This is a genomic window from Sulfuricaulis sp., from assembly GCF_041499725.1.
Taxonomy (GTDB): domain Bacteria; phylum Pseudomonadota; class Gammaproteobacteria; order Acidiferrobacterales; family Sulfurifustaceae; genus Sulfuricaulis.
The window spans coordinates 23,614-44,898 of the sequence record NZ_JBGQKW010000014.1 but is presented as its reverse complement, the minus strand read 5'-3'; the positions used below and the strand labels follow the sequence as shown (position 1 = coordinate 44,898).

Sequence of the window (21,285 nt, the reverse complement as noted above, 5' to 3'; positions counted from 1 at the left end):
GTCGGTTAGCGGTTTCTGCATCCCGAATACTTTGGTGGCGGCCATCCATGGTTCGATTCCTTTGAAGCCGGCGATGTCCATGCCGGGGTAGCCGCGGATAATCACCAAGGTGATGACGATCAGGGCCAGGCCGGGAATGGCGCTAGGCAATTTTCGAAAAAAACCTGTATCACTCATAGTTGTTCCTCCATAGAACGCTCTTTCTATTGATACACCGGTTTACTTCTGATGCCGGTTAGGTAAGAAATGCGAGGGTTCGGTGTCATGCCATCCGTTCTGTCTCCTTGGTCACTTGGTTTTCTGCTTTATGAAAGACTCGACGCAGTTTATTAGAATTCGCTTATATTGTGACTTGTGCAAAATCATTCAAACACAAGCATCCCCTACAGACAAGCGTAGCGCCGTAAAACAAACTGTTTGACGGGAAGCGGAAAGTATTTATTCCGTTTCAGCTGCCGGCAGGAAGAGAGTAGGGCAGGGAGTGGAGCGTAAGGCGCGGACCGGTTTCGCTTCCGAAATGAAGCTCACCCGCTTCGGCGCTGCTGATCTGAATCACGGCCAACAGGTCGTAACCGCCGTCCGGCGACGGTTGCGCTTCCACGACCGTGCCGGCCGACTGGCCGGGAAAGTCCGATGCAAAAATGGCGTCGCCCGGACGCGGCGCGACTTCGCCGGCGACATGTGCGCGATACATGCGCTGTTTGAGCTTCCCGAGGTACTGCATGCGCGCCACGATTTCCTGTCCGGGATAGCAGCCTTTCTTGAAATTGACGCCACCGACGGCCTCGAGATTGGCCATTTGTGGGACGAATTCTTCAATGGTTTGGGGGTGAACGCTGGGGATTCCCGCCATGATATCCAACCATGCCCACACCGCCGGCCCGACCGGCGTCGCCTTGGACTTGAGATTTCCCCATAGTTTTTCCACCGCGGCAGTTGGCGCGATGATTTCATAGCGCGGGTGGAGCCCAGGCAGATTTATAATAGTTACGTCTTCGCGGGTTTCGCAGCCGTTATCCCCGCTGGGAGCAAAGCCCGCCGCTTCCGTAAGAATCTTTTTGGCATCCGGGCCGGATAATCCGATACTGACCAGTGCAGCGTCCGCGCTTTCCAATGTCACTTTGGCGCGCATCACGAACATACGCAGTCGCTTGAGTGTGTTCTCGAGCAATGTCGCGGGTAATTGCAGCAGAGTGTCGCTGCCACGCCGGAGCAGCCGGAAGATAACGAGCATGCGCCCCTTGGGGCTGCACCAGGAAGCGAGCTGGCTGTGTGTCGCGTCGAGCTGGCGTATGTCGTTGCTCAGCTGACCATTGAGGAAATTCTGTGTGTCGCCGCCGCGCGCCACGATCAGCGAGAAACCCGAGAGGTCGGCGAGGACATGCCCCCCAGCGGCGGCGCGGCGTTCCTCGACAGGATGGCCGAAGTGCTGCACGCGATCGCCCTCCAGGACGGCGCCCTGGTTCTCGATAAAGGATTTCCACGTTTCGTTCACGGTTACCTGCCTGCCAGTGCTGACTGGGATGCGCATGATAGCGGAAACTCGCCTTGCCGGGCGAGGCCGGGGCCAGATACAGAGTCTGAACGCCTCGCCAGGGATGGCATTCACGGCGTCCTGGTCGGTATGAAACGAATGGAAGCCGCCCGCGGCCGGTTTACACTAGGGAATTCTGAACAAGTCAGTTCGTGCAGAGCTTGTCGAAGCATGAACGGACGATAAAGCTGGTTTTATCGATATTTGTTGCTCGCCCTTCGATTAGCTCAGGGCGAGCGGGACGGGGTTAATCAGAGATGCCCCATGCCATCTCCAAATTCCTTCCTCCGGCGAGAGGGTGTAGAGTTCGCATATATTAAGGATGAATTTTGGCACGCATGGGAAATAACAAAAAACGTCCGGTATACCTCAATCTTTTCAAAATCCGCCTGCCTGTTGGCGGAATCCTGTCCATCCTGCACCGCGCCACTGGCGCGTTCTTGGTTCTGTTGCTGCCGATCGCACTATATATATTGCAGCGTTCGCTTCAGGACCCGGCGGCCTACGCCAAAATTGCTACGCAAGCGGCCACCATTATTGGGCGTATTGTCGTACTGGTGACCGTGTGGGTATTCGCCCAGCACTTCTTTTCCGGTGTTCGGCATTTGCTGCTGGACATCGGCATCGGCGACAGTAAGCCCGCCGCGCGTCGCAACGCCTGGCTCGCCTTTGCTGCTTCCCTGGCGGTCGTGGCGCTGACCGGAGTCTGTCTGTGAGACGCGTACGCTCCGCGGGCAGTGCCCACAGCGGCCTGACGGAATGGCTGCTGCAACGCGTGACTTCGTTGTACATGGGCGGCTTCGTCATTTACGCCATTGCGCATCTCAGCTTGTTACCGGTCCGTGATTACATCGCGTGGAAGGCCTGGTTCGCCACGGGCTATGTACGCATCGCCTGGGCTTTGTTCCTGGCCAGCATCCTGATCCATGCCTGGGTCGGCATGCGCAGTATTTATCTCGACTATCTGCATCCACTCTGGCTGCGTTTCAGCGTCACCTTGCTGACCGCACTGGGCCTGCTTGCTCTGGTACTCTGGGCAGCGCAAATTCTGATTACCGCCGCCCCATGAAAAACATCGCCCGCCGTCGTTTCGATTGCCTCGTCATCGGTGCCGGCGGTGGCGGGCTGCGCGCGGCATTGCAACTCGCACAGGGTGAGGCGCATGTCGCCGTCGTGTCCAAGGTATTTCCCACGCGCTCGCACACCGTCGCGGCGCAGGGCGGCATTAACGCCGCGCTCGGCAACACGCAACCGGACAACTGGCATTTTCACATGTACGACACCGTGAAGGGCAGCGACTACCTCGGCGATCAAGACGCGATCGAATACATGTGCCGCGCGGCGGCGAACCTGGTCATCGAGCTCGAACATTACGGCGTGCCGTTCTCACGCCTGGAAAATGGCCGCATTTATCAGCGCGCCTTCGGCGGCCAAAGCCTGAACTTTGGCGGCGAGCAGGCGATGCGCACCTGTCCCGCCGCCGATCGCACCGGTCATGCCATGCTGCATGCGCTTTACCAGCAGAACCTCAAGGCACGCACGCATTTCTTCGATGAATTCTTCGTCGTCGATCTGTTGATGGACAAGAACGGTTATGCGCTCGGCGCGCTCGCGATCGAAATCGAAACCGGCGAGCCACTGATCATCGAGGCCAAGACCACGCTGATCGCCACCGGCGGGGTGGCGCGCCTGTACCGCACCACGACCAATGCCATGATCAATACCGGCGACGGCATGGCCATGGCGCTGCGCGCCGGCATCCCGTTGCAGGACATGGAGTTCGTGCAGTTTCACCCGACCGGCATCGCCGGCATCGGTATCCTCATTACCGAAGCCGCACGCGGCGAGGGCGGATACCTTATTAATGCCGAAGGCGAGCGCTTCATGGAGCGTTTCGCGCCGCACGCTAAAGACCTCGCCAGCCGCGACGTCGTCAGCCGCGCAATTTATGAAGAGGTCCACGCCGGGCGCGGTTGCGGGCCGAAGAAGGACCACGTGTTGCTCAAGCTCGATCACCTCGGCGCAGAAGCCATCAAAAAACACCTGCCAGGTATACGCGAATCCGCCATGCGCTTCGCGCACGTCGATCCGATAGAAAAACCCATCCCGGTTTATCCCACGGCGCACTACACCATGGGCGGCATTCCCACCAACCGTTTCGGCCAAGTAGTAGCGCCGGTGCATACCGGGCCGGAAGAAGCGGTGCCGGGTCTTTATGCCGTGGGCGAATGCGCCTGCGTATCGGTACACGGCGCCAATCGCCTCGGCGGCAATTCGCTGCTCGATATCATCGTGTTCGGCCGCGCGGCCGGCAATCACATCCTCGAATATCTCAAGGAAAACCGGCGCCACCGCCCAATGCCGCCCGATACCAAGGATCGCGCGATGGCGCGCCTGACACGCTGGGATAAACAGGGCGATGGCGAATCGGTTGATAAGCTGTGCGACGAATTGCGTCTCACCATGGAAGAGCACTGCGGCGTGTTCCGCACGCAGGAATTGCTGGACCAGGGAATTAAAAAAGTCACGAAACTCGTCGAGCGTTTACAGCGCGCCACGTTGCGCGATCACAGCAGGATATTCAACACCGCGCGCATCGAAGCACTCGAACTCGAAAATCTCATGGACATTGCGCTCGCCACGGTCCACTCCGCTGCCGCGCGCCACGAATCCCGCGGCGCGCATTCACGACTCGATTATCCCAAGCGCGACGACCGCAACTGGCTTAAGCACACACTCTACAGTCGGGAGGGCAACAAGCTTGATTACAAACCGGTGCGCATGAAGCCGCTTAGCGTTGAGCCTTTCCCTCCGAAGGAAAGGGTTTATTAGTGGCTCTGGCCCCATTAATTAAGTTAACCCATACCTTACCGTTACGCGGGTGGCAGCCGGTTGTTTTTATAGTAATGCTGGGAGTCGCCCTGAGCGCCTGTACTTCTACCACGTGGAAAGAGGAGGTGGCATTGCATGACGGAAAAAAACTCATCGTTTCCCGCACGTATACTTACGATCCCAAGGGCTTGCGCGAGCCCTTCCAACCCGACCCGCTGAAGGAGTCGACGCTCACGTTCACAGTTCCGGAAACGAAACAGACCGTGACGTGGAAGAGTGATTTTGGCAGGGCGTATCAAGACAATCTTGTCTTGTATATGGTAGACATCCTGAACGGCACACCGTACCTAGTTACTACGCCCGGCGGGTGTCTCGCCTATAACAAATGGAAAAGACCGAATCCGCCCTACGTGTTCTTAAAATACGACGGGGAATGGAAGAGAATCCCTGTGGAGCAATTCCCAACGGAGTTTAAAGAATTAAATGTGATACTGAGCCCAAACTCTAACGAAGTTAAAAAGAAAGAAATCCTGAACATGACTGCTCGTGATGGTTTTGTCTCCGTTGAGAATATCAAGAAGTTAAATAGAGATTCAATGACTCATACCATCGATCGAACTGTAATTAAAACGGCTAAGGCAGTTTCGTGCGGAGAAATGATTTATAACGGTGATGGAGGATGGATTGGGTTGGATTGGTTTAGGAAACAGCCTTCTTATGAGGCATGCTTAAAGTACTGTGCGCAAGAAAAGATGAGCGCCCAATATTGCCCATGCAGCACCTTATTTAAAGGCAAGGAGAAATAACTATGGCTACGCAATTTGAATATGCCTTCCAAATATAGGGGTCAGTACCCTTTAACAAGCGTAAGTTCAGAGCGGTTTGTAAGTACACAACTTATTTATCCTCGCCCCCTGAATATGCGCTCCAGGTGTTCCAGATCGTTCACCACCTTCCAATCCGTGGCCCCGGCGGCGCGGGCGCGCTTCTCCCACCATTCCAGACGCCCCATGTAGCGGCGCGGGTCGACGTTATCGGTGGTGAGCTTGGTGACGTTCAGCGCGATGATGCGGATGCCCTTGAGGTCGATGGGAAAGTCACGCACGGTCTTGTAGTCCAGTTCTTCCTGCATGTCGGAGAAGATCAGGATGGTCTTCTGTCCGGCTTCGGTTTCATTCAGGAACTCCGCTCCCTGGATGACCCCGCCGGTAATGTCGGTGTAGGCGCTGCCTTTCTTGGCGTCGGACTTGAAGACGCCGATCTTGTCGGCGAAGGCGCGCTTCTGATTGTTGACCTGCATCGGGTCCTTCACGAAGGTCGCCTTGGCGACGATGTCCTTCTCGGAGAAACTGCGGCTCTTGACCCGCGCCACCGCTAGCGAGTCACCGGACTTCAGGGTGCCGAGCAGGTAACTGACGATGCGCTGCGCCTTATCGAGCTCCTGCGAGTAGGTGCCCGAGGTGTCCACCAGCATGTAGACCGCCTGCGCATGGCTGCGCTGATCGGCGCAGGACGCTGACAACAGGGCTAAAGCCAGGAACGGAATGAAACCCAGGCGCCGCATCACAGTACATGCTCCCCGGTGCTGCGCTTGGAAAAGGCGGCCATGCCTCCCGATTTTCCCGCCGGTTGTGAACCGTGGTTGACCACGACACGTTCGATGATGAGCGGCAGAAAGATCACGGCGTCATAGAAATATTCCGTTCCTTTGCCGATCTGACGCGTCATGCTCGACAGGAAACGCGTCGTGAACCCCAGGCCGCGGATGCCCAGCACCAGCAGCGCACCGAACACGGTGCGCCCGGAATGAATCAGGTACTCGAGCGGAATCGCCACGAAGGCGAGGGCGAAGGGCAGCGTGAAACCCAGGATCATCTGCGCCGCTTTGGGAATATTCAGCGCCCAACCAACGTTCGCCGCGGTAACCGCCGCGCCGCCGGCCAGTTCCTGTTTCAGGGCCACGTCCGCCGCGACGATCATGTCGCGCATAACCGCCAGCGCCACTTCGACGCCGGCCAGGATCAGCAGGATGGTAAAGGCGATCCACACCATCCAGCGCCGCATGCTGTTGTTGACGCCATTGAGCGGAAACAGATGGGTGTAGCCCAGCGATTCCATCAGGAACAAACCCATCAGGGTTTCAAAAAAGATGATCACCATCGCCGCCAGATAGGAGGCCTGGAGATTGCCGTAAATATATTCCGAACCGCCCACCATCGCTTCCATGGGACGTTCGATGAGCCAGAAGTTTACGAACGCGCCGCCGGCGGCTATCAGCATCACCAGCAGCGAGATCACGAACAGGGTGGTTGCCGAGGAAGTCAGGGTATACTCGGCCTTTTCGGTGTTGGCATTGATCTGCTTGTACTTCTCCATCTGCTCGTCGATCTTGGCGGCGCTGTCCTTGAGCCCGTTGAGATTCTTGTCCACGCGGTTCAGGCTCTGGTCGACGGAGCGCCAGAACGGCATGAAGCCCTTGAGGATGTCGTGGCGCTTCTTGGATGACTCGCGGTACTCGGCGATGACCTTCTCGTAAATTTCTTCGATGGAGTCGCTGATGTCTTCCAGAATTCTTTCCACCAGACCGTCGCCGGAGGGTTTGATCTTGGCGATCGCGGCGACGGCTTTCGTCCACTCCGGCGGGGGCGGCGGCACCTCGCCGCACTTCTGAAAGTCTTCCTCGATGCGCGTGATCTCGTCCATGAGCTTGCGCTGCAGCGCCGGGTAACCGTGCAGATCGCGCTGCACCAAGCTGGTGACGCGGTCGAACTCCTTGACGATGCCTTGGGAGATTTCACCGCGTCCGTGGGAGAGCAGCACCATTTTATTACGCTGGCGCAGTTCTTCAGCGGTTTTGAAAAGCCAGTGGGACCCGAGGCGCAGGGGATTGCTGATGGCACGGAACAACGCGTGCAGCAGGCTGTGCATCGCCTGGCGCGCGCCGTATAGAATTGGAATGGCAATGACAAACAACATCAGTACCGACACGACGGGGTTTCCCGGCCAGATAAGTAGTGCCTGCCAGCTGTCCATAGCATTCTCCCTTTGTGCATTACGAAATGACCACTTGCGGGCCGATCATGTAATTATGCGTAGTAATTAGCGCTAGCCTAGGCGGACATCGCGCCGGTCCGACCAAAGGCGGCAACGACGGGGATTACCGGTCACTAAATTCGCTGTTTTATGCAGGGATTATTGGCCTCTCGGGGGCCGCCACGGGGAGGTATGAAACAAAACGGTGCCACGGAGAAAATACCGGGGATATGACAACTGAATCCGCATCAAGCTAAACTCTGCTGAATGAAATTCTCCATCTACCGCTTTAACCCCGAATCCGACAAAAGGCCACGGATGCAGGCCTATGAGCTACCGGATGATAGCGACGCGGTGATGCTGCTGGATGCGCTGGTGCTGCTCAAGCAGCAGGACGACAGTCTCGGGTTCCGGCGCTCGTGCCGGGAAGGGGTGTGTGGGTCGGATGGGATGAACATCAACGGTCGCAACGGGCTGGCCTGCATCACGCCGCTGAAGGATTTGAAGCAGCCGATCGAGCTCCGGCCGCTGCCGGGGGTGCCGGTGATCCGCGACCTGATCGTGGACCTGACCCAGTTTTACACCTCCTATCGGGCGGTGAAGCCTTGGGTGATCAATCATGACCCGGAACCGGAGATAGAGCGGCTTCAATCTCCCGAGGAGCGCGACAAGCTGGACGGCCTGTACGAGTGCATACTTTGTGCTTGTTGTACAACGGCTTGCCCGTCATTCTGGTGGAATCCCGATAAGTTCCTGGGGCCCGCCGCGCTGCTGCAGGCGTGGCGATTTCTCGCCGATAGCCGTGATCAAGCCACCGGTGAACGTCTCGACGACCTGGAAGATCCTTATAAGCTGTTCCGCTGCCACACCATCATGAACTGCACCGAGGCTTGCCCCAAAGGGCTGAATCCTGCCAAAGCCATTGGCCATATCAAAATGATGCTGGCCAAACGCGTTCTCTGATGGACAAATCGCCTCTACCCTCTCCCCTTGCCCTCTCCCGCAATGCGGGAGAGGGGGAGTTGGATGGGCGTCATTTCGATCGGCTGCGTTGGCGTTGCCGCCGGGGGCTTCTGGAACTCGACATAGTACTTAAGAATTTCCTGGATCAGGGTTATGCGTCCCTCACGCCGGCCGAACAGGAAGCCTTCGACAAATTACTGGCTGTTCCCGATAACATACTCTGGGCTTATGTTCAGGGCAGCGAAAATCCACTCGAAAAAGAGTTAAGCCAAATTGTATCCAAGATCAGAAAGTAATCTGATTTTAAATATAAAAGTTTCTCATCTTCTGACGGGTGCATTGCTGTTCGTGCATCTCGGCGGGATGGCGCTGTTGATGGTGGTTCCCGTCGCTTGGCCGGTACGGCTGGCACTCTGGACGCTGTTAGGGATGAGCCTTTACCGGTCCTTACGCGTTCATGCGTGGCGCCAGGGGCCGTCAGCCATTGAGACGATCGAGATGGACGGAGAAGGGGTGATGTCGGTGTGCTTCGCAGGAAAGGACGATTGGCACGTCTGCCAGATTACCAGCCGCTTTGTTCATCCCTGGTTGACGCTTTTATCGCTCAAAATCGAGAGCCGGCGCTGGCCGATCAGTCTCGCCATTGCCGCCGATGCCGTGGAACCGGAACCGTTCAGGCGTTGGCGCGTCGCCCTGAAGCTTCATGTGGTTCCGGCGTAAGCACAGTGTCCTGGGGAGTGCCCGGGAGCGTCTTCGGATAGTCACGCGTGTAGTGCAGCCCGCGTGATTCCTTGCGCGCCAGGGCGGAGCGGATGATCAGTTCGGATACCAATAATAAATTACGTAATTCAATGAGATCATTCGTAACCTTAAAGTTACTGTAGAACTCCCGGACCTCCTCTTTCAGCATCGTCACCCGATGCTGTGCGCGTTGCAGGCGCTTGGTGGTACGCACGATGCCTACGTAGCTCCACATGCCACGGCGCAGCTCGTCCCAGTTATGCGACACCACCACCTGTTCGTCGGGGTCGGTCACGCGGCTTTCATCCCAGGGCGGCAGGTCGCCCGGCAACTGGCCGACCACCGGCAGCTGCTTGAGTATGTCCTCGGCCGCGGTTTTGGCGAACACCAGGCATTCGAGCAGGGAGTTGCTGGCCAGGCGATTGGCCCCGTGCAGGCCGGTGTAGGCGCATTCGCCGACAGCGTAGAGCCGGTCGAGATCGGTGCGGGCGGAGAGATCGGTCATGACACCGCCGCCGGTATAGTGTGCCGCCGGTACCACCGGGATCGGTTCGCGCGTGATGTCGTATCCGTATTCCTTGCAGCGCTCGTAAATCGTCGGGAAGTGGCTTTTGATGAAATCCGCCGGCTTGTGGCTGATGTCGAGGTGGATGTAATCGAGACCGCCGCGCTTCATTTCGTAGTCGATCGCGCGCGCCACGATGTCGCGCGAGGCCAGTTCGCCACGCGGGTCGTGATCCTGCATGAACGGCTTGCCGTTCGGCAGTGTCAGGCGTCCGCCTTCACCGCGCACTGCCTCGGAAATCAGAAATGATTTGGCGCGCGGGTGATACAGACAGGTCGGGTGGAACTGGATGAACTCCATGTTGGCCACGCGGCAGCCGGCGCGCCAGGCCATGGCGATGCCATCGCCGGTCGAGGTGTCCGGGTTGCTGGTATAAAGGTAAGCCTTGCAGGCGCCGCCAGTGGCCAGCGCCACAAAATGGGCGCTGTAGGTGGTGATGTGTCCGGATTTTCTGTTCAGCGCGTAGACGCCAAGACAACGGTCAGGCCCGGTGCGGCCGAGCTTCCGGCTGGTAATGAGATCGATGGCGATGTGGCTTTCGTGCAGCGTGATGTTCGGATGCCGGCGGACGAGCGATTCGAGCGTCGTCTCGACAGCGCGGCCGGTAGCGTCTTCGGCATGTATTACCCGTCGGTGACTGTGGCCGCCTTCGCGCGTCAGGTGATATTCCATTGCGCCATTCGCTTGTTTCTCCTGGCTGAACGGAACGCCGCGGTCAATCAGCCAGTGAATCGCCTCCGGTCCCTGGCGCACGACGAATTCAACGGTGTCGCGGCGACACAAGCCGGCTCCGGCATTAAGCGTGTCCTGGATGTGCGAATCGAAGGTATCTTCCTGTCCGTTCAGAACGGCGGCCACGCCGCCCTGGGCATAGAGGCTGGCGCTCTCCGTGAGCGCCGCTTTGGCAAGGATGGTGACCCGCGCCTTGTCCGCCACCCGCAGTGCAAGGCTGAGACCGGCAGCGCCGCCGCCGATGATCAGGACGTCGGAGAACTGGGGGGTTTTCATGCGCGTTCGATGAGGAGAGGGCACATTTGTGGCGTTTACGATATCCTATCACACGTGTCGGACTTGTTTTTACCGTGCCGATTCCTCTCAGGGACAGAAAATTGAACAACAAATACCCTCTTCCCCGTGTCATTCCCGCGAACTTTAGCCCCTCGCCACGGTCTCTTAGGTGCAGAATACCCCGTATCGGAACCCATGGGGACAGGTCCTCATGAGCGAGCGGAGTATTGACCAAAAGCTGGTAGTGCGTGTGCAGAAAGGCGACAAAACCGCCTTCGATCTTCTGACCCGAAAATACCAGCACAAACTCGCCAAGCTGATTTCGCGCTACGTGCGCGACCGGCGAGAAGTGGAAGACGTAACGCAGGAGGCTCTGATCAAGGCCTACCGCGCCATCGGAGGTTTTCGTGGCGAAAGCGCGTTCTATACTTGGTTGTACCGGATCGCCGTGAACACGGCGAAGAATTACCTCGAGTCGCAGGGCCGGCGGCCACCCGGCTCGGACATGGAGATTGAAAGCGCGGAACTCATTGAAGGCGGCGAGGGGCTGCGCGATCAGGCCACGCCAGAGCGCCAGATGCTGACCAATGAGATCGCCACGACGGTGCACCGGGTTCTGGAACTTCTCCCGCCGGATCTGCGCACGGCCATCACGCTGCGCGAGATCGAGGGAATGAGTTACGAGGAAATCGCCGAAATCATGGATTGTCCGATCGGCACCGTGCGCTCGCGCATCTTCCGCGCGCGCGAGGCCATCGATCAGGAACTGCGGCCATTGCTGGAAAGGTAGTGCCATATGAACGATGAACACATGAAACAGAAACTGTCGGCGCTGGTTGACAACGAACTCGACGAGTTGGAAGAGCGCCGCGTATTCACGGCGCTCGAGGGCGATGTCGCGCTCCGCCGCACGTGGGAACGCTATCATCTCGTGCGCGCGGCGCTGCACCGCGACGTGGATGTAGTCGTTGCGCAGGATGCGGCCGAGCAAGTTGCGAGACGCATCGAAGCCGAACCGTCCACCGCTGTTTCATTCCGGCGTCATCGGGTCACCCGTTTTCTTGGCACGCTGGCGATCGCGGCCTCGGTCGCGGCGATCGCTATCACCGGCGTGCAGTGGATTCATCAGCCGACCCCGGCGCCATTACCGGCGTTGGCCGCCAACAAACCGGCGCCGCAAAACATCATCCGTTCCGGCACCACGCGTTGGGACATGAAGGAACCGGAGACCGAAAGCGCGCTCAATGCCTACTTGATTGAACATGACGAGTTTGCCTCGACATCCGGGCTCGGCGGCATGATGCCTTATGTCCGGATTGTCAGTTACGATAACGATAAATGATTTCTCGCCTCTCGGATCGTTCAGCTTTCATTTTTCTCGGTTTGTTCGTTTGCTCCACGGCCATGGCGGCGGATGCCGCGCACGAGTGGTTGATGAAAATTAATCACGCGGCGCGCGATCTGGAATACGACGGCACCTTCGTTTACCAGCATGACGCCCAGCTTGAGGCCATGCGGATCTTTCACAAGATCGAGAACAAGTCGTCGCGGGAACGGCTGGTGTCGCTGAACGGCGCGCCGCGCGAGATTATCCGCGACGCGAACGAAGTCCGCTGTTACTGGCCGGACAAAAACTCAGTCATGGTCGAATATCGCAAAACGGACGGGAAAAGTTTTCCTTCCATTCTTCCGGAGCGCTTGCAGGACCTGGACGACTATTACGTCCTGATGCTGGGCAATACCGAGCGTGTCACCGGTCGCGTGGCACAGCTCGTGATCGTCAAGCCGGTTGATCAGTATCGCTACGGCTATCATTTATGGGCGGATGCCGATACCGGCCTGCTGCTCAAGGCCGACCTGCTTGACACGCAAGGCGCCATCCTCGAGCAGTTCATGTTCACGCAGATCAATATCGGCATCAAAATTCCCGCTGCCGCGCTCGCGCCCGGCATGACCGGCAAAAGCATGACTTGGTACCGGGAAGACAGCGGCGCCCGGAACGTCTCCGAAAAACCCGGCTGGGTTGCCGCGCAATTGCCCCGGGGGTTCCGGCTGTCCGCGCACATGACGCGCCGCCTGCCGATGCGTAAGCAACCCGTTGAACATCTCGTTTACACGGACGGGTTGGCTATGGTGTCGGTATTCATCGAGAAACAGGAAAAGGGCGTCAAACCTTTCATGCAGGGACCGAGCCGCATGGGCGCCGTGCACGCGATGAGCGCCCAGTCGGGCGATTACCAGATTACGACGGTGGGCGAAGTGCCGGCCGCGACCGTTGCTTTCATCGGCGGATCTGTGGCGCCGGCGCAGTGAGCTTCGCGGCTGTGATGCGCCGACACGGATACTGTCTTTTCTTCCCGCTGTTTCTTTCGCTGACGGTGCAAGCGGCGCCGCGCGAGCTGCCGGATTTCAGCCGGCTCGTCGTCCGGCACGGCATGGCCGTCGTCAACCTCAGTGTCACGCGGGATCCCAGCCGCGCCGGTTTTTCGCCATCGTCCACCACCGATGAAAAATCCTCCCGCCTTTTCACGCCGCGCTACTTCGATGAAAATCCCGATCAAGCGGAGGAGAGTTCACTGGGATCGGGTTTCATCATTTCGCCCGACGGATATATTCTAACCTGCGCGCATGTGATCGAGAATGCGCGCGAGATCCAGGTGCGGCTGGCCGACCGGCGCGAACTCAGCGCACGTCTGGTGGGGGCGGACCGCCGCAGTGATGTGGCCTTGCTCAAGGTTGAAGCGTCCGCGCTACCCACGGTGGTCATCGGCGACGCGAATAAACTTCAGGTTGGCGAGTGGGTATTGGCCATCGGCTCGCCTTTCGGTTTCGACAGCTCCGCGACGGCCGGCATCGTCTCCGCCAAAGGGCGGACGCTGCCGAACGAAAATTATGTTTCGTTCATCCAGACGGATGTGCCCATTAACCCCGGCAACTCCGGCGGCCCGCTGTTCAATCTCAAAGGCGAAGTGGTTGGCATTAATTCGCAGATCTACAGCGGCACCGGCGGTTTCATGGGGGTGTCGTTCGCCATTCCGATCAATGCCGCCATAACGATCGGCGCGCAGCTTAAAAACGAAGGCCGGGTGCGGCGCGGTTGGCTCGGGGTGAGTCTGCAGGAGGTATCGCGTACGCTGGCCAGTGCCTACGGCCTGAACCAGCCACACGGTGCGTTGATTGCCGATATTCTACCCGGCAGTCCGGCGGCAAAATCCGATCTGCGCACCGGCGATATCGTGCTGGAGTACCAAGGCCGTGCGATTGACCGGTCCACGGATCTGCCGCCACAGGTGGGCCTCACGATGCCAGGCACACTTACGCGTCTCGGTGTATTCCGGCGCGACGGGGGACCAAGAACCGTGGTGGTGACTGTCGGTGAACTCAAGGAAGAAATCGCCGCCAAGCCGGCGTCCCGGCGCGATGACATCGAAAAGCATTCGCGATACGGCCTAGCTTTGAGCGAAATGTCGGCATCGCAGCGGAAAAATCTTGAGATCGATAATGGCATCAGCGTTGTCGGTGTCGGTGACGGCCAGGCGCGCGACGCCGGTTTGCGCCCCGGGGACGTGATCCTCGAAGTGGACGGCAAACGCGTCAGCGATGTGGCCGCCTTCCATCGCCTTCTCGAACACGCTTCCCCGCATCGACCCGTCGTACTGCGGGTACGGCGTGGCATGACGACGCTGTTTCTGGCGATTATTTCGGCGGAACCCACTTGAACATTCCCGGGGGGTTGTTATTCTCATGTCAGCGCATGTTATGAATATTTATACCAACCCTGAAATAAGGTATGCTTCGCCGCGCAGGGCGTTCGGAAACAGGCCGCGGCCCTGAAGCCATTTGACAGAAACCAGGAAACCAGGCGCCTCGGGCGCCTTTTTCGTATCCACGACACAGGCGGTTTCCGCCGGCGCCATTTCGGCGGGAGCATCGCAACATTTGTGAATGACAAGACGAGCGCAGCAGGGCAACATTTGTGAGCAGCTGGAACCAGGAACTTATCCGGAACTTCTCGATCATCGCGCACATCGACCACGGCAAATCCACGCTCGCGGACCGTTTCATCCAGGTCTGCGGGGGGCTGGAAGCGCGCGAGATGCAGGAACAGGTGCTGGATTCGATGGATCTCGAACGCGAACGGGGCATCACCATCAAGGCTCAGAGTGTGGCACTCGACTACCAGGCGCGTGACGGCCAGACCTATCGCCTGAATATGATTGACACGCCGGGACACGTGGACTTCTCCTACGAAGTGTCGCGCTCGCTGACCGCCTGCGAAGGCGCGTTGCTGGTGGTGGATGTATCGCAGGGCGTGCAGGCACAGACCGTGGCCAACTGTTACACCGCCTCTGAACTGAATCTGGAAATTCTACCGGTGCTGAACAAGATCGATCTTCCCTCCGCCGATCCGCAGCGGGCAATCCAGGAGATCGAGGACATCATCGGCATTCATGCCCAGGATGCCGTCCGCGCGAGCGCGAAGACCGGCGAAGGCGTGCCGGAAATTCTGGAGGCGATCGTCAAGCATATCCCGACACCCAAGGGCGACGCCAACGCACCGCTCAAGGCGCTGATCATCGATTCCTGGTTCGACAATTACCTCGGAACGGTTTCGCTGGTGCGCGTCATGGACGGACGCCTGAAGCCACGAGAGAAGATCCGGCTCATGGCCACCGGACGCGATTACGTGACCGAGCAGATCGGCATCTTCACGCCCAAGCGCAAACCCGTTACCGATCTGGGGCCGGGCGAGGTGGGCTATGTCATGGCCGGCATCAAGGACGTGCGCAGCGCGCGCGTCGGCGACACGATCACGCACGTCGACCGTCCCGCCGACAAACCGCTCCCCGGATTCAAGGAAATAAAGCCGCGCGTGTTCGCCGGGTTGTATCCGGTGGAATCCTCCGAGTACGAGACGTTCCGCGACGCACTCGCGAAGCTGCAGCTCAACGATGCCTCGCTGCATTATGAACCGGAAACCTCGCAGGCCCTCGGTTTCGGTTTCCGCTGCGGTTTCCTCGGCATGTTGCATCTGGAGATCATTCAGGAGCGGCTTGAGCGCGAATACGGACTGAATCTCATCACGACCGCGCCCACGGTGGTGTACGAGGTGGTAACGGCAAATGAAGTGTTACTTGTCGAGAATCCGGCGAAAATGCCGGACCCGTCCAGAATCGTCGATATACGCGAGCCCATCATCCGCGCCACAATCCTCGTGCCGCAGGAATATGTGGGCAATGTCATCGGGCTGTGTGTGGAGAAACGCGGTATCCAGAAGGATATGACCTATCACGGCCGTCAGGCCATGCTGGTGTACGAACTACCGCTGGCCGAGGTGGTGCTGGATTTTTTCGATCGGTTGAAATCAGTCAGCCGTGGTTATGCCTCGCTCGACTACGACTTCCAGGAATTTCGTGTCGCTAACGTGGTGAAGCTTGACGTGCTTATTAATGGCGATAAAGTGGACGCCCTGTCGGTAATTGTGCACCAGGAGCAGAGCCAGTATCGCGGCCGGGAACTGGCGAAAAAACTGCGCGAACTGATCCCGCGGCAAATGTTCGACGTCGCCATCCAGGCGGCCATCGGCTCCAAGATCATCGCGCGCGAAACGGTCAAGGCGTTGCGCAAGAATGTCACGGCCAAATGCTATGGCGGCGACGCCACGCGCAAGCGCAAGCTTCTGGAAAAACAGAAAGAGGGAAAGAAACGCATGAAACAACTGGGCACCGTAGAAATTCCGCAGGAGGCGTTTCTCGCCGTTCTGCGCGTGGACGAGAAATAACACATGGACTTTGCACTTATTATGCTGCTAATTCTGGTCACTACCGGCGCGATCTGGGGACTCGATCGATTGCTGCTGGCGGAGAACCGCGAGCGCAAGGCCAAGGCGCTTTCCCAGGCGGGGAAGGCCGAGGAAGCGGCCCGGATACGCCAGGAGCCGACTTATGTCGAATATGCGCGCGCCTTTTTCCCGGTTATTCTGATCGTGTTCCTGATCCGCTCGTTCGTGGTTGAGCCGTTCCGCATCCCTTCCGGCTCCATGCTTCCCAGTCTTTATATCGGCGACTTCATTCTGGTGAACAAGTTTTCCTATGGCGTGCGGCTCCCCGTGATCAACAGCAAGATCATGGATTCCAGTCACCCAAAGCGGGGCGAAGTGATGGTGTTTCGTTTTCCCGGTAACCCCTCCATCAACTACATCAAGCGCGTGGTTGGCATTCCCGGCGACCATATCCTATATAAAGATAAGAAGCTGTATATCAACGGAGCGCCCATGGACCAGGCCGATGGCCGGCCTTATTTTTTTGCTTCGGGCAGCGATGCCCATGGAGAAGCCCTGAGGACGAGAGAGAACCTCGACGGCGTGAAGCATGACATCCTGACGACCAACCACCCGGACATGCCGCTGCCCGAGATTGTGGTGCCGGAAGGCCAGTATTTCGTTATGGGTGACAACCGCGATCACAGCAACGACAGCCGTTACTGGGGCTTCGTGCCGGATCAGAATCTGGTGGGCAAGGCCTTCCTCATCTGGTTCAGTTGGGACATGACCGACCAGAGCAAGATGTTCTGGCAGCGTATTGTCTGGGATCGTATCGGCCATTCGATCAATTGACATTGATATTCAACCGGTGAAGGAGACCATGATGCAAAACCCTAAACGCCAGGCAGGCATGACCATGTGGGGAATGCTGTTTGTAGTGGGTACGCTGGCTTTTTTCCTTTTTTTGTTCTTCAAGCTGCTTCCACCCTACATGGACGACTTCAAGATAAAAAGCGCGCTCGACAGCCTGGGGCGACAACCCGATGCCGGTGTGATGACGCTTCCCGAGACGAAGGAGGCCATCCGTAAGCGTCTTGAGATTGACAGCGCCGATGATCTCTTCGATCTAAATAAAATATTGACCGTCGAGTCGCGCGGAAAGATGAAGACCATCCGGATCAATTACGAGTCAGTCGTGCCGATGGCGTTCAATGTTTCCGCGCTGCTCAGTTTCGATCACGCTATCGAGGTCCGTGGCCCTGAATAAGACGCTCGATGAGTTTGGTCGCCGGCTGACCTACACCTTCCGGCGACCCGAACTGCTCGAGCAGGCTTTAACGCATCGCAGCAAAGGCGCAGAAAATTATGAGCGCCTCGAATTTCTGGGTGACAGCGTCCTCGGGTTCACCATTTCTTCCGAACTCTACAACCGCTACCCGGCCCTGTCTGAAGGCGAGCTGACGCGGCTGCGCGCCAGCCTTGTCAACAAAAACACTTTGGCGGCACTTGCGCGCGACATCGGGATCGGAAATTATCTGCGCTTGGGAGAAGGAGAGCTCAAAAGCGGCGGCTACGACCGCGACTCGATCCTGGCGGATTCGCTCGAGGCAGTGCTTGGCGCCATCTGCAAGGACAGTTCGGCGGACGAAGTGGCGCGCGTGATACTGCATCTCTACCATGAGCGGCTGGCGCGCCTCAATCCGCATTCGGTTCCCAAGGACCCCAAAACCCAATTGCAGGAACATCTGCAAAAGCAGTCTCTGCCCACGCCTACCTACGTCGTCCGGGAGATCACCGGCGAAGCGCACAACCAGAACTTCGTGGTGGAGTGCCAGGTGACCGGGCTTGATGCTCCTGTGCAAGGCCGGGGCACCAGCCGGCGCCACGCCGAGCAGGAAGCCGCCGCACGGGTACTCGACCTGCTTTCCCACCGCTGATGTCCGACCCCATTACGCGTTGCGGACTCGTGACCCTCGCCGGGCGCCCCAACGTCGGAAAATCCACACTCTTGAACCGTCTGGTCGGCCAGAAGATCAGTATTACCTCGGCGCGCGCCCAGACCACCCGCCACCGCCTGCTGGGCATCAAGACCACCTCGCACGTCCAGGCAATCTATGTGGATACGCCCGGTCTGCACAAGGATAATAAAGGTATGATGAACCGTCACCTGAACCGTGTGGCCGGGGCAAGCCTGCAAGGCGTGGATTGCATCGTCCTGCTGATCGCGGCGAGCGGATGGACGAAAGAAGACGAGCACCCCTTGCAGCTGCTAGCCAAACAGCATATTCCGGTGATCCTCGCGATCAACAAGCTAGACCAACTCAAGGATCGTGGCCGTTTGCTGCCGCTAATGGAACAATCGGGTCGCAAGATGGCGTTTGCCGATATCGTTCCGGTTTCCGCGCGCACGGGCACCAATGTGGACGATCTTGAAAAAACCATTCTCAAATATCTTCCGGAACAGCCGCCGTTGTACCCGGCGGATCAGGTCACGGACCGCGGCGAACGCTTTCTTGCGGCGGAGCTCGTCCGTGAACAGATATTTCGCGGCTTCCAGCAGGAAGTGCCTTATGCCACGGCTGTCAGCATCGAACAGTTCAAGCGCGCCAAGGGCACGCTGCATGTCGAGGCAACGATCTGGGTGGAGAGGGAAGGACAGAAACCGATCCTGATCGGAAAAGACGGCCAACGCCTCAAGACCGTAGGAACTCGCGCGCGTCTGGCGATGCAAAAAATGTTCGCCAGGAAGGTTCATCTTAATCTGTGGGTGAAAGTTCGTGAGGGCTGGTCCGACAACGAGAGACTGCTGCGCAGTCTGGGTTACACTGACGAGAACTGATCGATGCGCATTCATCAGCAGCCAGCCTATGTACTGCATCACCGCGACTACAGCGAGACAAGTTTATTGCTTGAAGTTTTCACGGCGCATCACGGGCGCATCGGGTTGATCGCCAAGGGCGCACGGCGCGCGAGCAGCCGCATGCGCGGCATCCTCAAGCCCTTCCAGCGCTTGCTGATCGGCTGGAGCGGAAAGGGCGAGCTCGCGGTACTCACCGGCGCCGAGCAGGATGGCCCCGATTCCGCGCTCATCGCGCAGGCCTTGTATTGCGGCTTCTACATGAACGAGGTGTTATTGCGCTTGCTGCACCGTCATGATCCCCATGATGCGCTGTACGCGGCATACCAGGATGCGTTGCAACGCCTGCACCGGGACGCTACCAACGAGGCAGTATTGCGCATTTTCGAAAAGCATCTGTTGCGCGAGCTGGGATACGGTCTGGTGCTGGATCGCGATGTTGCCGACAACACTCCCATTGAGGCGCAGGCCGTCTATGATTACACCGTCGATAGCGGCCCCAGACGCCTGATACACCCCGAGTTGAACCGCCCGACAGAAGGAATTCGGATACGCGGAGCGAGTCTGCTGGCCCTGACGCAGGAATCGCTATGCGACCCCGTCGCCTTGCGCGATGCCAAGGCGCTGATGCGTGCGGCGTTGGCGCGGCACCTGGGCGACCAGCCGCTGCACAGCCGCAAGCTGTTCCGTCGTGTTGTCGTGGCACCTGCCGTGGAAACCATTGTGGAGACGAGCATTGCTAAAGCTGGGCGTTAATATCGACCACGTGGCCACCCTGCGTCAGACGCGTGGCGCGCGCTATCCCGATCCCATCCAGGCGGCCCGGGAAGCCGAGCAGGCCGGTGCCGATTCCATCACGCTGCATCTGCGTGAGGATCGTCGACACATTCAGGACCGGGACGTCGAGATGCTGCGCCATCTCCTTCAAACACGCATGAATCTCGAAATGGCGGTGACGGACGATATCGTGGCGTTTGCCTGCCGCATACGTCCGCAAGACTGCTGCCTTGTCCCCGAGCGGCGTCAGGAGCTGACCACCGAAGGCGGCCTGGATGTGGTCGGCGGGTTCAAAAAAATCACCGCAAGCTGTGTCCGGTTGGCGGATGCCGGCGTGCGGGTATCCCTGTTCGTCGACGCCGACCCGAATCAGATCGAGGCCGCGGCCAAAACCGGCGCACCGGCAATAGAAATTCATACGGGCCGGTATGCGGATGCCGCAACCGACGAGGCCCGCCGGCAGGAGCTGGTGCGCATCGAGCAGGCGGTGCAACAAGGGCTGGAACTCAAACTGCTGGTGAACGCCGGCCACGGCCTCAACTATCACAACGTCCAGGCGATTGCCGCCATTCCCGGAATTTTGGATCTCAATATCGGACATGCCATCATCGCACGCGCCCTGTTCACGGGGATGCAGGAAGCCGTGCGTGAAATGAAGCGGCTGATGAACGAAGTAGCGGCATGAGCCGCGGAGCAGGGGCCCCTTTGGGGATGCGACCGGCGAAGGCCGCAGGACGCCGACGGCATGGTGTGGAGGTTTTCTCAGGACTTACGGAGGCGTCGCCATGATCTACGGTATCGGTACAGACATCGTGCGCGTGGGGCGCATCCGGGATGATCTCAGTCGCTTCGGAGATCGATTTGCCGAGCGAATCCTCACGGCAAGTGAGTTGTTGGAATTTAATCAGAACGCCAATAAGGCAAACTTTCTTGCGCGGCGTTTCGCCGCCAAGGAGGCCGCGGTCAAGGCCATGGGAACCGGGTTCAGCAACGGTGTGATAATGCACGACATTGAAGTAACCCATGACGAGCAGGGTAAACCCATGTTGGTGTTCCACGGACGGGCGCGCGAGTTCATGCAAGAAAGAAGCGTTGCGGTTGCTCACATCAGCCTCGCGGATGAACAGGACCATGCCGTGGCGTTCGTCACGCTCGAAACGGCATAAGACAGACGTCATTCTGCGGAATATCGGCTGGCGGTCGTTGCCGTC

General features: G+C 58.5%; 23 protein-coding genes. 19 read left to right on the top strand and 4 right to left on the bottom strand.

All coding sequences use genetic code 11. The annotated features are described in order from the left end of the window. Positions 1 to 448: 448 nt before the first annotated feature. Positions 449 to 1,495: a folate-binding protein YgfZ gene (locus ACC569_RS04340; RefSeq protein ID WP_372522263.1), complete on the bottom strand. Its 1,047-nt coding sequence runs from the start codon at positions 1,493 to 1,495 to the stop codon at positions 449 to 451. A gap of 377 nt (positions 1,496 to 1,872) precedes the next feature. Here ACC569_RS04340 and sdhC point away from each other — a divergent pair, with 377 nt between their 5' ends. From sdhC to ACC569_RS04320, 4 genes are read left to right on the top strand one after another with little or no spacing between them, the layout of a single operon-like run. Continuing rightward, positions 1,873 to 2,250 (top strand): succinate dehydrogenase, cytochrome b556 subunit, encoded by a 378-nt coding sequence (sdhC, locus tag ACC569_RS04335; protein ID WP_372522262.1) that lies wholly within the window; start codon positions 1,873 to 1,875, stop codon positions 2,248 to 2,250. Continuing rightward, positions 2,247 to 2,603: a succinate dehydrogenase, hydrophobic membrane anchor protein gene (gene sdhD / locus ACC569_RS04330; protein ID WP_372522261.1), complete on the top strand. Its 357-nt coding sequence runs from the start codon at positions 2,247 to 2,249 to the stop codon at positions 2,601 to 2,603. Before sdhC ends, sdhD begins: the two co-directional genes overlap by 4 nt. After that, positions 2,600 to 4,366, top strand: coding sequence for a succinate dehydrogenase flavoprotein subunit (sdhA, locus tag ACC569_RS04325; protein ID WP_372522260.1), 1,767 nt, complete (start codon positions 2,600 to 2,602; stop codon positions 4,364 to 4,366). Before sdhD ends, sdhA begins: the two co-directional genes overlap by 4 nt. Then, complete coding sequence (locus tag ACC569_RS04320) at positions 4,366 to 5,172, top strand: hypothetical protein (RefSeq protein WP_372522259.1); 807 nt, start codon at positions 4,366 to 4,368, stop codon at positions 5,170 to 5,172. Before sdhA ends, ACC569_RS04320 begins: the two co-directional genes overlap by 1 nt. A gap of 95 nt (positions 5,173 to 5,267) precedes the next feature. Here ACC569_RS04320 and ACC569_RS04315 read toward each other — a convergent pair whose 3' ends face one another. Together ACC569_RS04315 and ACC569_RS04310 are read right to left on the bottom strand one after the other, a co-directional pair. Then, on the bottom strand, positions 5,268 to 5,930 hold the full coding sequence (locus tag ACC569_RS04315) for a VWA domain-containing protein (RefSeq protein ID WP_372522269.1): 663 nt from the start codon (positions 5,928 to 5,930) through the stop codon (positions 5,268 to 5,270). Then, positions 5,930 to 7,399 carry a hypothetical protein gene (locus tag ACC569_RS04310; RefSeq protein WP_372522258.1) on the bottom strand — a complete coding sequence of 490 codons (1,470 nt, stop codon included), beginning with the start codon at positions 7,397 to 7,399 and terminating at the stop codon, positions 5,930 to 5,932. The genes ACC569_RS04315 and ACC569_RS04310 overlap by 1 nt, the downstream gene beginning before the upstream one ends. A gap of 267 nt (positions 7,400 to 7,666) precedes the next feature. On the opposite strand from ACC569_RS04310, the gene ACC569_RS04305 reads away from it, so the two are divergent. Genes ACC569_RS04305 through ACC569_RS04295 form a run of 3 tightly spaced genes read left to right on the top strand, consistent with a single transcriptional unit; the run spans position 7,667 to position 9,082 of the window. Next, the gene (locus tag ACC569_RS04305; protein ID WP_372522257.1) at positions 7,667 to 8,362 is read left to right on the top strand and encodes a succinate dehydrogenase iron-sulfur subunit; all 696 of its coding nucleotides are present in this window, start codon (positions 7,667 to 7,669) and stop codon (positions 8,360 to 8,362) included. After that, the gene (locus tag ACC569_RS04300; protein ID WP_372522256.1) at positions 8,362 to 8,658 is read left to right on the top strand and encodes a succinate dehydrogenase assembly factor 2; all 297 of its coding nucleotides are present in this window, start codon (positions 8,362 to 8,364) and stop codon (positions 8,656 to 8,658) included. The genes ACC569_RS04305 and ACC569_RS04300 overlap by 1 nt, the downstream gene beginning before the upstream one ends. A 52-nt stretch (positions 8,659 to 8,710) precedes the next feature. Then, positions 8,711 to 9,082 carry a protein YgfX gene (locus ACC569_RS04295; RefSeq protein ID WP_372522268.1) on the top strand — a complete coding sequence of 124 codons (372 nt, stop codon included), beginning with the start codon at positions 8,711 to 8,713 and terminating at the stop codon, positions 9,080 to 9,082. Here the strand turns inward: ACC569_RS04295 and nadB are convergent. Continuing rightward, positions 9,036 to 10,676 carry an L-aspartate oxidase gene (gene nadB, locus ACC569_RS04290; protein WP_372522255.1) on the bottom strand — a complete coding sequence of 547 codons (1,641 nt, stop codon included), beginning with the start codon at positions 10,674 to 10,676 and terminating at the stop codon, positions 9,036 to 9,038. The genes ACC569_RS04295 and nadB overlap by 47 nt on opposite strands. Before the next feature lie 211 nt (positions 10,677 to 10,887). On the opposite strand from nadB, the gene rpoE reads away from it, so the two are divergent. The 12 genes from rpoE (at position 10,888) to acpS (ending at position 21,240) form a co-directional block, all read left to right on the top strand. Continuing rightward, positions 10,888 to 11,466 carry an RNA polymerase sigma factor RpoE gene (gene rpoE, locus ACC569_RS04285; protein WP_372522254.1) on the top strand — a complete coding sequence of 193 codons (579 nt, stop codon included), beginning with the start codon at positions 10,888 to 10,890 and terminating at the stop codon, positions 11,464 to 11,466. Positions 11,467 to 11,472: 6 nt separating this feature from the next. Continuing rightward, entirely contained in the window at positions 11,473 to 12,018 is a 546-nt protein-coding gene (locus tag ACC569_RS04280) for a sigma-E factor negative regulatory protein (protein ID WP_372522253.1), read from the top strand. Next, positions 12,015 to 12,989, top strand: a complete 975-nt coding sequence (locus ACC569_RS04275; RefSeq protein WP_372522252.1) for a MucB/RseB C-terminal domain-containing protein — start codon at positions 12,015 to 12,017, stop codon at positions 12,987 to 12,989. The genes ACC569_RS04280 and ACC569_RS04275 overlap by 4 nt, the downstream gene beginning before the upstream one ends. Positions 12,990 to 13,003: 14 nt before the next feature. After that, positions 13,004 to 14,395, top strand: coding sequence for a Do family serine endopeptidase (locus ACC569_RS04270; RefSeq protein WP_372522267.1), 1,392 nt, complete (start codon positions 13,004 to 13,006; stop codon positions 14,393 to 14,395). A 257-nt stretch (positions 14,396 to 14,652) separates the two neighbouring features. Continuing rightward, positions 14,653 to 16,458, top strand: coding sequence for a translation elongation factor 4 (gene lepA, locus ACC569_RS04265; RefSeq protein WP_372522251.1), 1,806 nt, complete (start codon positions 14,653 to 14,655; stop codon positions 16,456 to 16,458). Between the two features lie 3 nt (positions 16,459 to 16,461). Continuing rightward, a complete protein-coding gene (lepB, locus tag ACC569_RS04260) occupies positions 16,462 to 17,292 on the top strand; it encodes a signal peptidase I (RefSeq protein ID WP_372522250.1) in 831 nt (276 codons plus the stop codon). Between the two features lie 31 nt (positions 17,293 to 17,323). Then, positions 17,324 to 17,707: a DUF4845 domain-containing protein gene (locus ACC569_RS04255; RefSeq protein WP_372522249.1), complete on the top strand. Its 384-nt coding sequence runs from the start codon at positions 17,324 to 17,326 to the stop codon at positions 17,705 to 17,707. Continuing rightward, complete coding sequence (gene rnc, locus ACC569_RS04250) at positions 17,700 to 18,377, top strand: ribonuclease III (RefSeq protein ID WP_372522266.1); 678 nt, start codon at positions 17,700 to 17,702, stop codon at positions 18,375 to 18,377. The genes ACC569_RS04255 and rnc overlap by 8 nt, the downstream gene beginning before the upstream one ends. Beyond that, positions 18,377 to 19,279, top strand: coding sequence for a GTPase Era (era, locus tag ACC569_RS04245; protein WP_372522248.1), 903 nt, complete (start codon positions 18,377 to 18,379; stop codon positions 19,277 to 19,279). The genes rnc and era overlap by 1 nt, the downstream gene beginning before the upstream one ends. A gap of 3 nt (positions 19,280 to 19,282) precedes the next feature. Next, positions 19,283 to 20,053: a DNA repair protein RecO gene (gene recO, locus ACC569_RS04240; RefSeq protein ID WP_372522247.1), complete on the top strand. Its 771-nt coding sequence runs from the start codon at positions 19,283 to 19,285 to the stop codon at positions 20,051 to 20,053. Continuing rightward, complete coding sequence (gene pdxJ, locus ACC569_RS04235) at positions 20,034 to 20,759, top strand: pyridoxine 5'-phosphate synthase (RefSeq protein ID WP_372522246.1); 726 nt, start codon at positions 20,034 to 20,036, stop codon at positions 20,757 to 20,759. The genes recO and pdxJ overlap by 20 nt, the downstream gene beginning before the upstream one ends. Positions 20,760 to 20,859: 100 nt before the next feature. Then, positions 20,860 to 21,240 (top strand): holo-ACP synthase, encoded by a 381-nt coding sequence (gene acpS / locus ACC569_RS04230; protein WP_372522245.1) that lies wholly within the window; start codon positions 20,860 to 20,862, stop codon positions 21,238 to 21,240. Positions 21,241 to 21,285 lie beyond the last annotated feature (45 nt).

Excerpts from the sequence above, each read along its gene's own strand:
- ACC569_RS04315 (WP_372522269.1), bottom strand. The coding sequence starts at position 5,930 with ATGCGGCGCCTGGGTTTCATTCCGTTCCTGGCTTTAGCCCTGTTGTCA.
- ACC569_RS04255 (WP_372522249.1), top strand. The coding sequence starts at position 17,324 with ATGCAAAACCCTAAACGCCAGGCAGGCATGACCATGTGGGGAATGCTG.
- era (WP_372522248.1), top strand. The coding sequence starts at position 18,377 with ATGTCCGACCCCATTACGCGTTGCGGACTCGTGACCCTCGCCGGGCGC.
- ACC569_RS04270 (WP_372522267.1), top strand. The coding sequence starts at position 13,004 with ATGCGCCGACACGGATACTGTCTTTTCTTCCCGCTGTTTCTTTCGCTG.
- rpoE (WP_372522254.1), top strand. The coding sequence starts at position 10,888 with ATGAGCGAGCGGAGTATTGACCAAAAGCTGGTAGTGCGTGTGCAGAAA.
- nadB (WP_372522255.1), bottom strand. The coding sequence starts at position 10,676 with ATGAAAACCCCCCAGTTCTCCGACGTCCTGATCATCGGCGGCGGCGCT.
- ACC569_RS04275 (WP_372522252.1), top strand. The coding sequence starts at position 12,015 with ATGATTTCTCGCCTCTCGGATCGTTCAGCTTTCATTTTTCTCGGTTTG.
- lepB (WP_372522250.1), top strand. The coding sequence starts at position 16,462 with ATGGACTTTGCACTTATTATGCTGCTAATTCTGGTCACTACCGGCGCG.
- ACC569_RS04280 (WP_372522253.1), top strand. The coding sequence starts at position 11,473 with ATGAACGATGAACACATGAAACAGAAACTGTCGGCGCTGGTTGACAAC.
- ACC569_RS04310 (WP_372522258.1), bottom strand. The coding sequence starts at position 7,399 with ATGGACAGCTGGCAGGCACTACTTATCTGGCCGGGAAACCCCGTCGTG.
- recO (WP_372522247.1), top strand. The coding sequence starts at position 19,283 with ATGCGCATTCATCAGCAGCCAGCCTATGTACTGCATCACCGCGACTAC.
- ACC569_RS04300 (WP_372522256.1), top strand. The coding sequence starts at position 8,362 with ATGGACAAATCGCCTCTACCCTCTCCCCTTGCCCTCTCCCGCAATGCG.
- sdhA (WP_372522260.1), top strand. The coding sequence starts at position 2,600 with ATGAAAAACATCGCCCGCCGTCGTTTCGATTGCCTCGTCATCGGTGCC.
- ACC569_RS04305 (WP_372522257.1), top strand. The coding sequence starts at position 7,667 with ATGAAATTCTCCATCTACCGCTTTAACCCCGAATCCGACAAAAGGCCA.
- sdhC (WP_372522262.1), top strand. The coding sequence starts at position 1,873 with ATGGGAAATAACAAAAAACGTCCGGTATACCTCAATCTTTTCAAAATC.
- acpS (WP_372522245.1), top strand. The coding sequence starts at position 20,860 with ATGATCTACGGTATCGGTACAGACATCGTGCGCGTGGGGCGCATCCGG.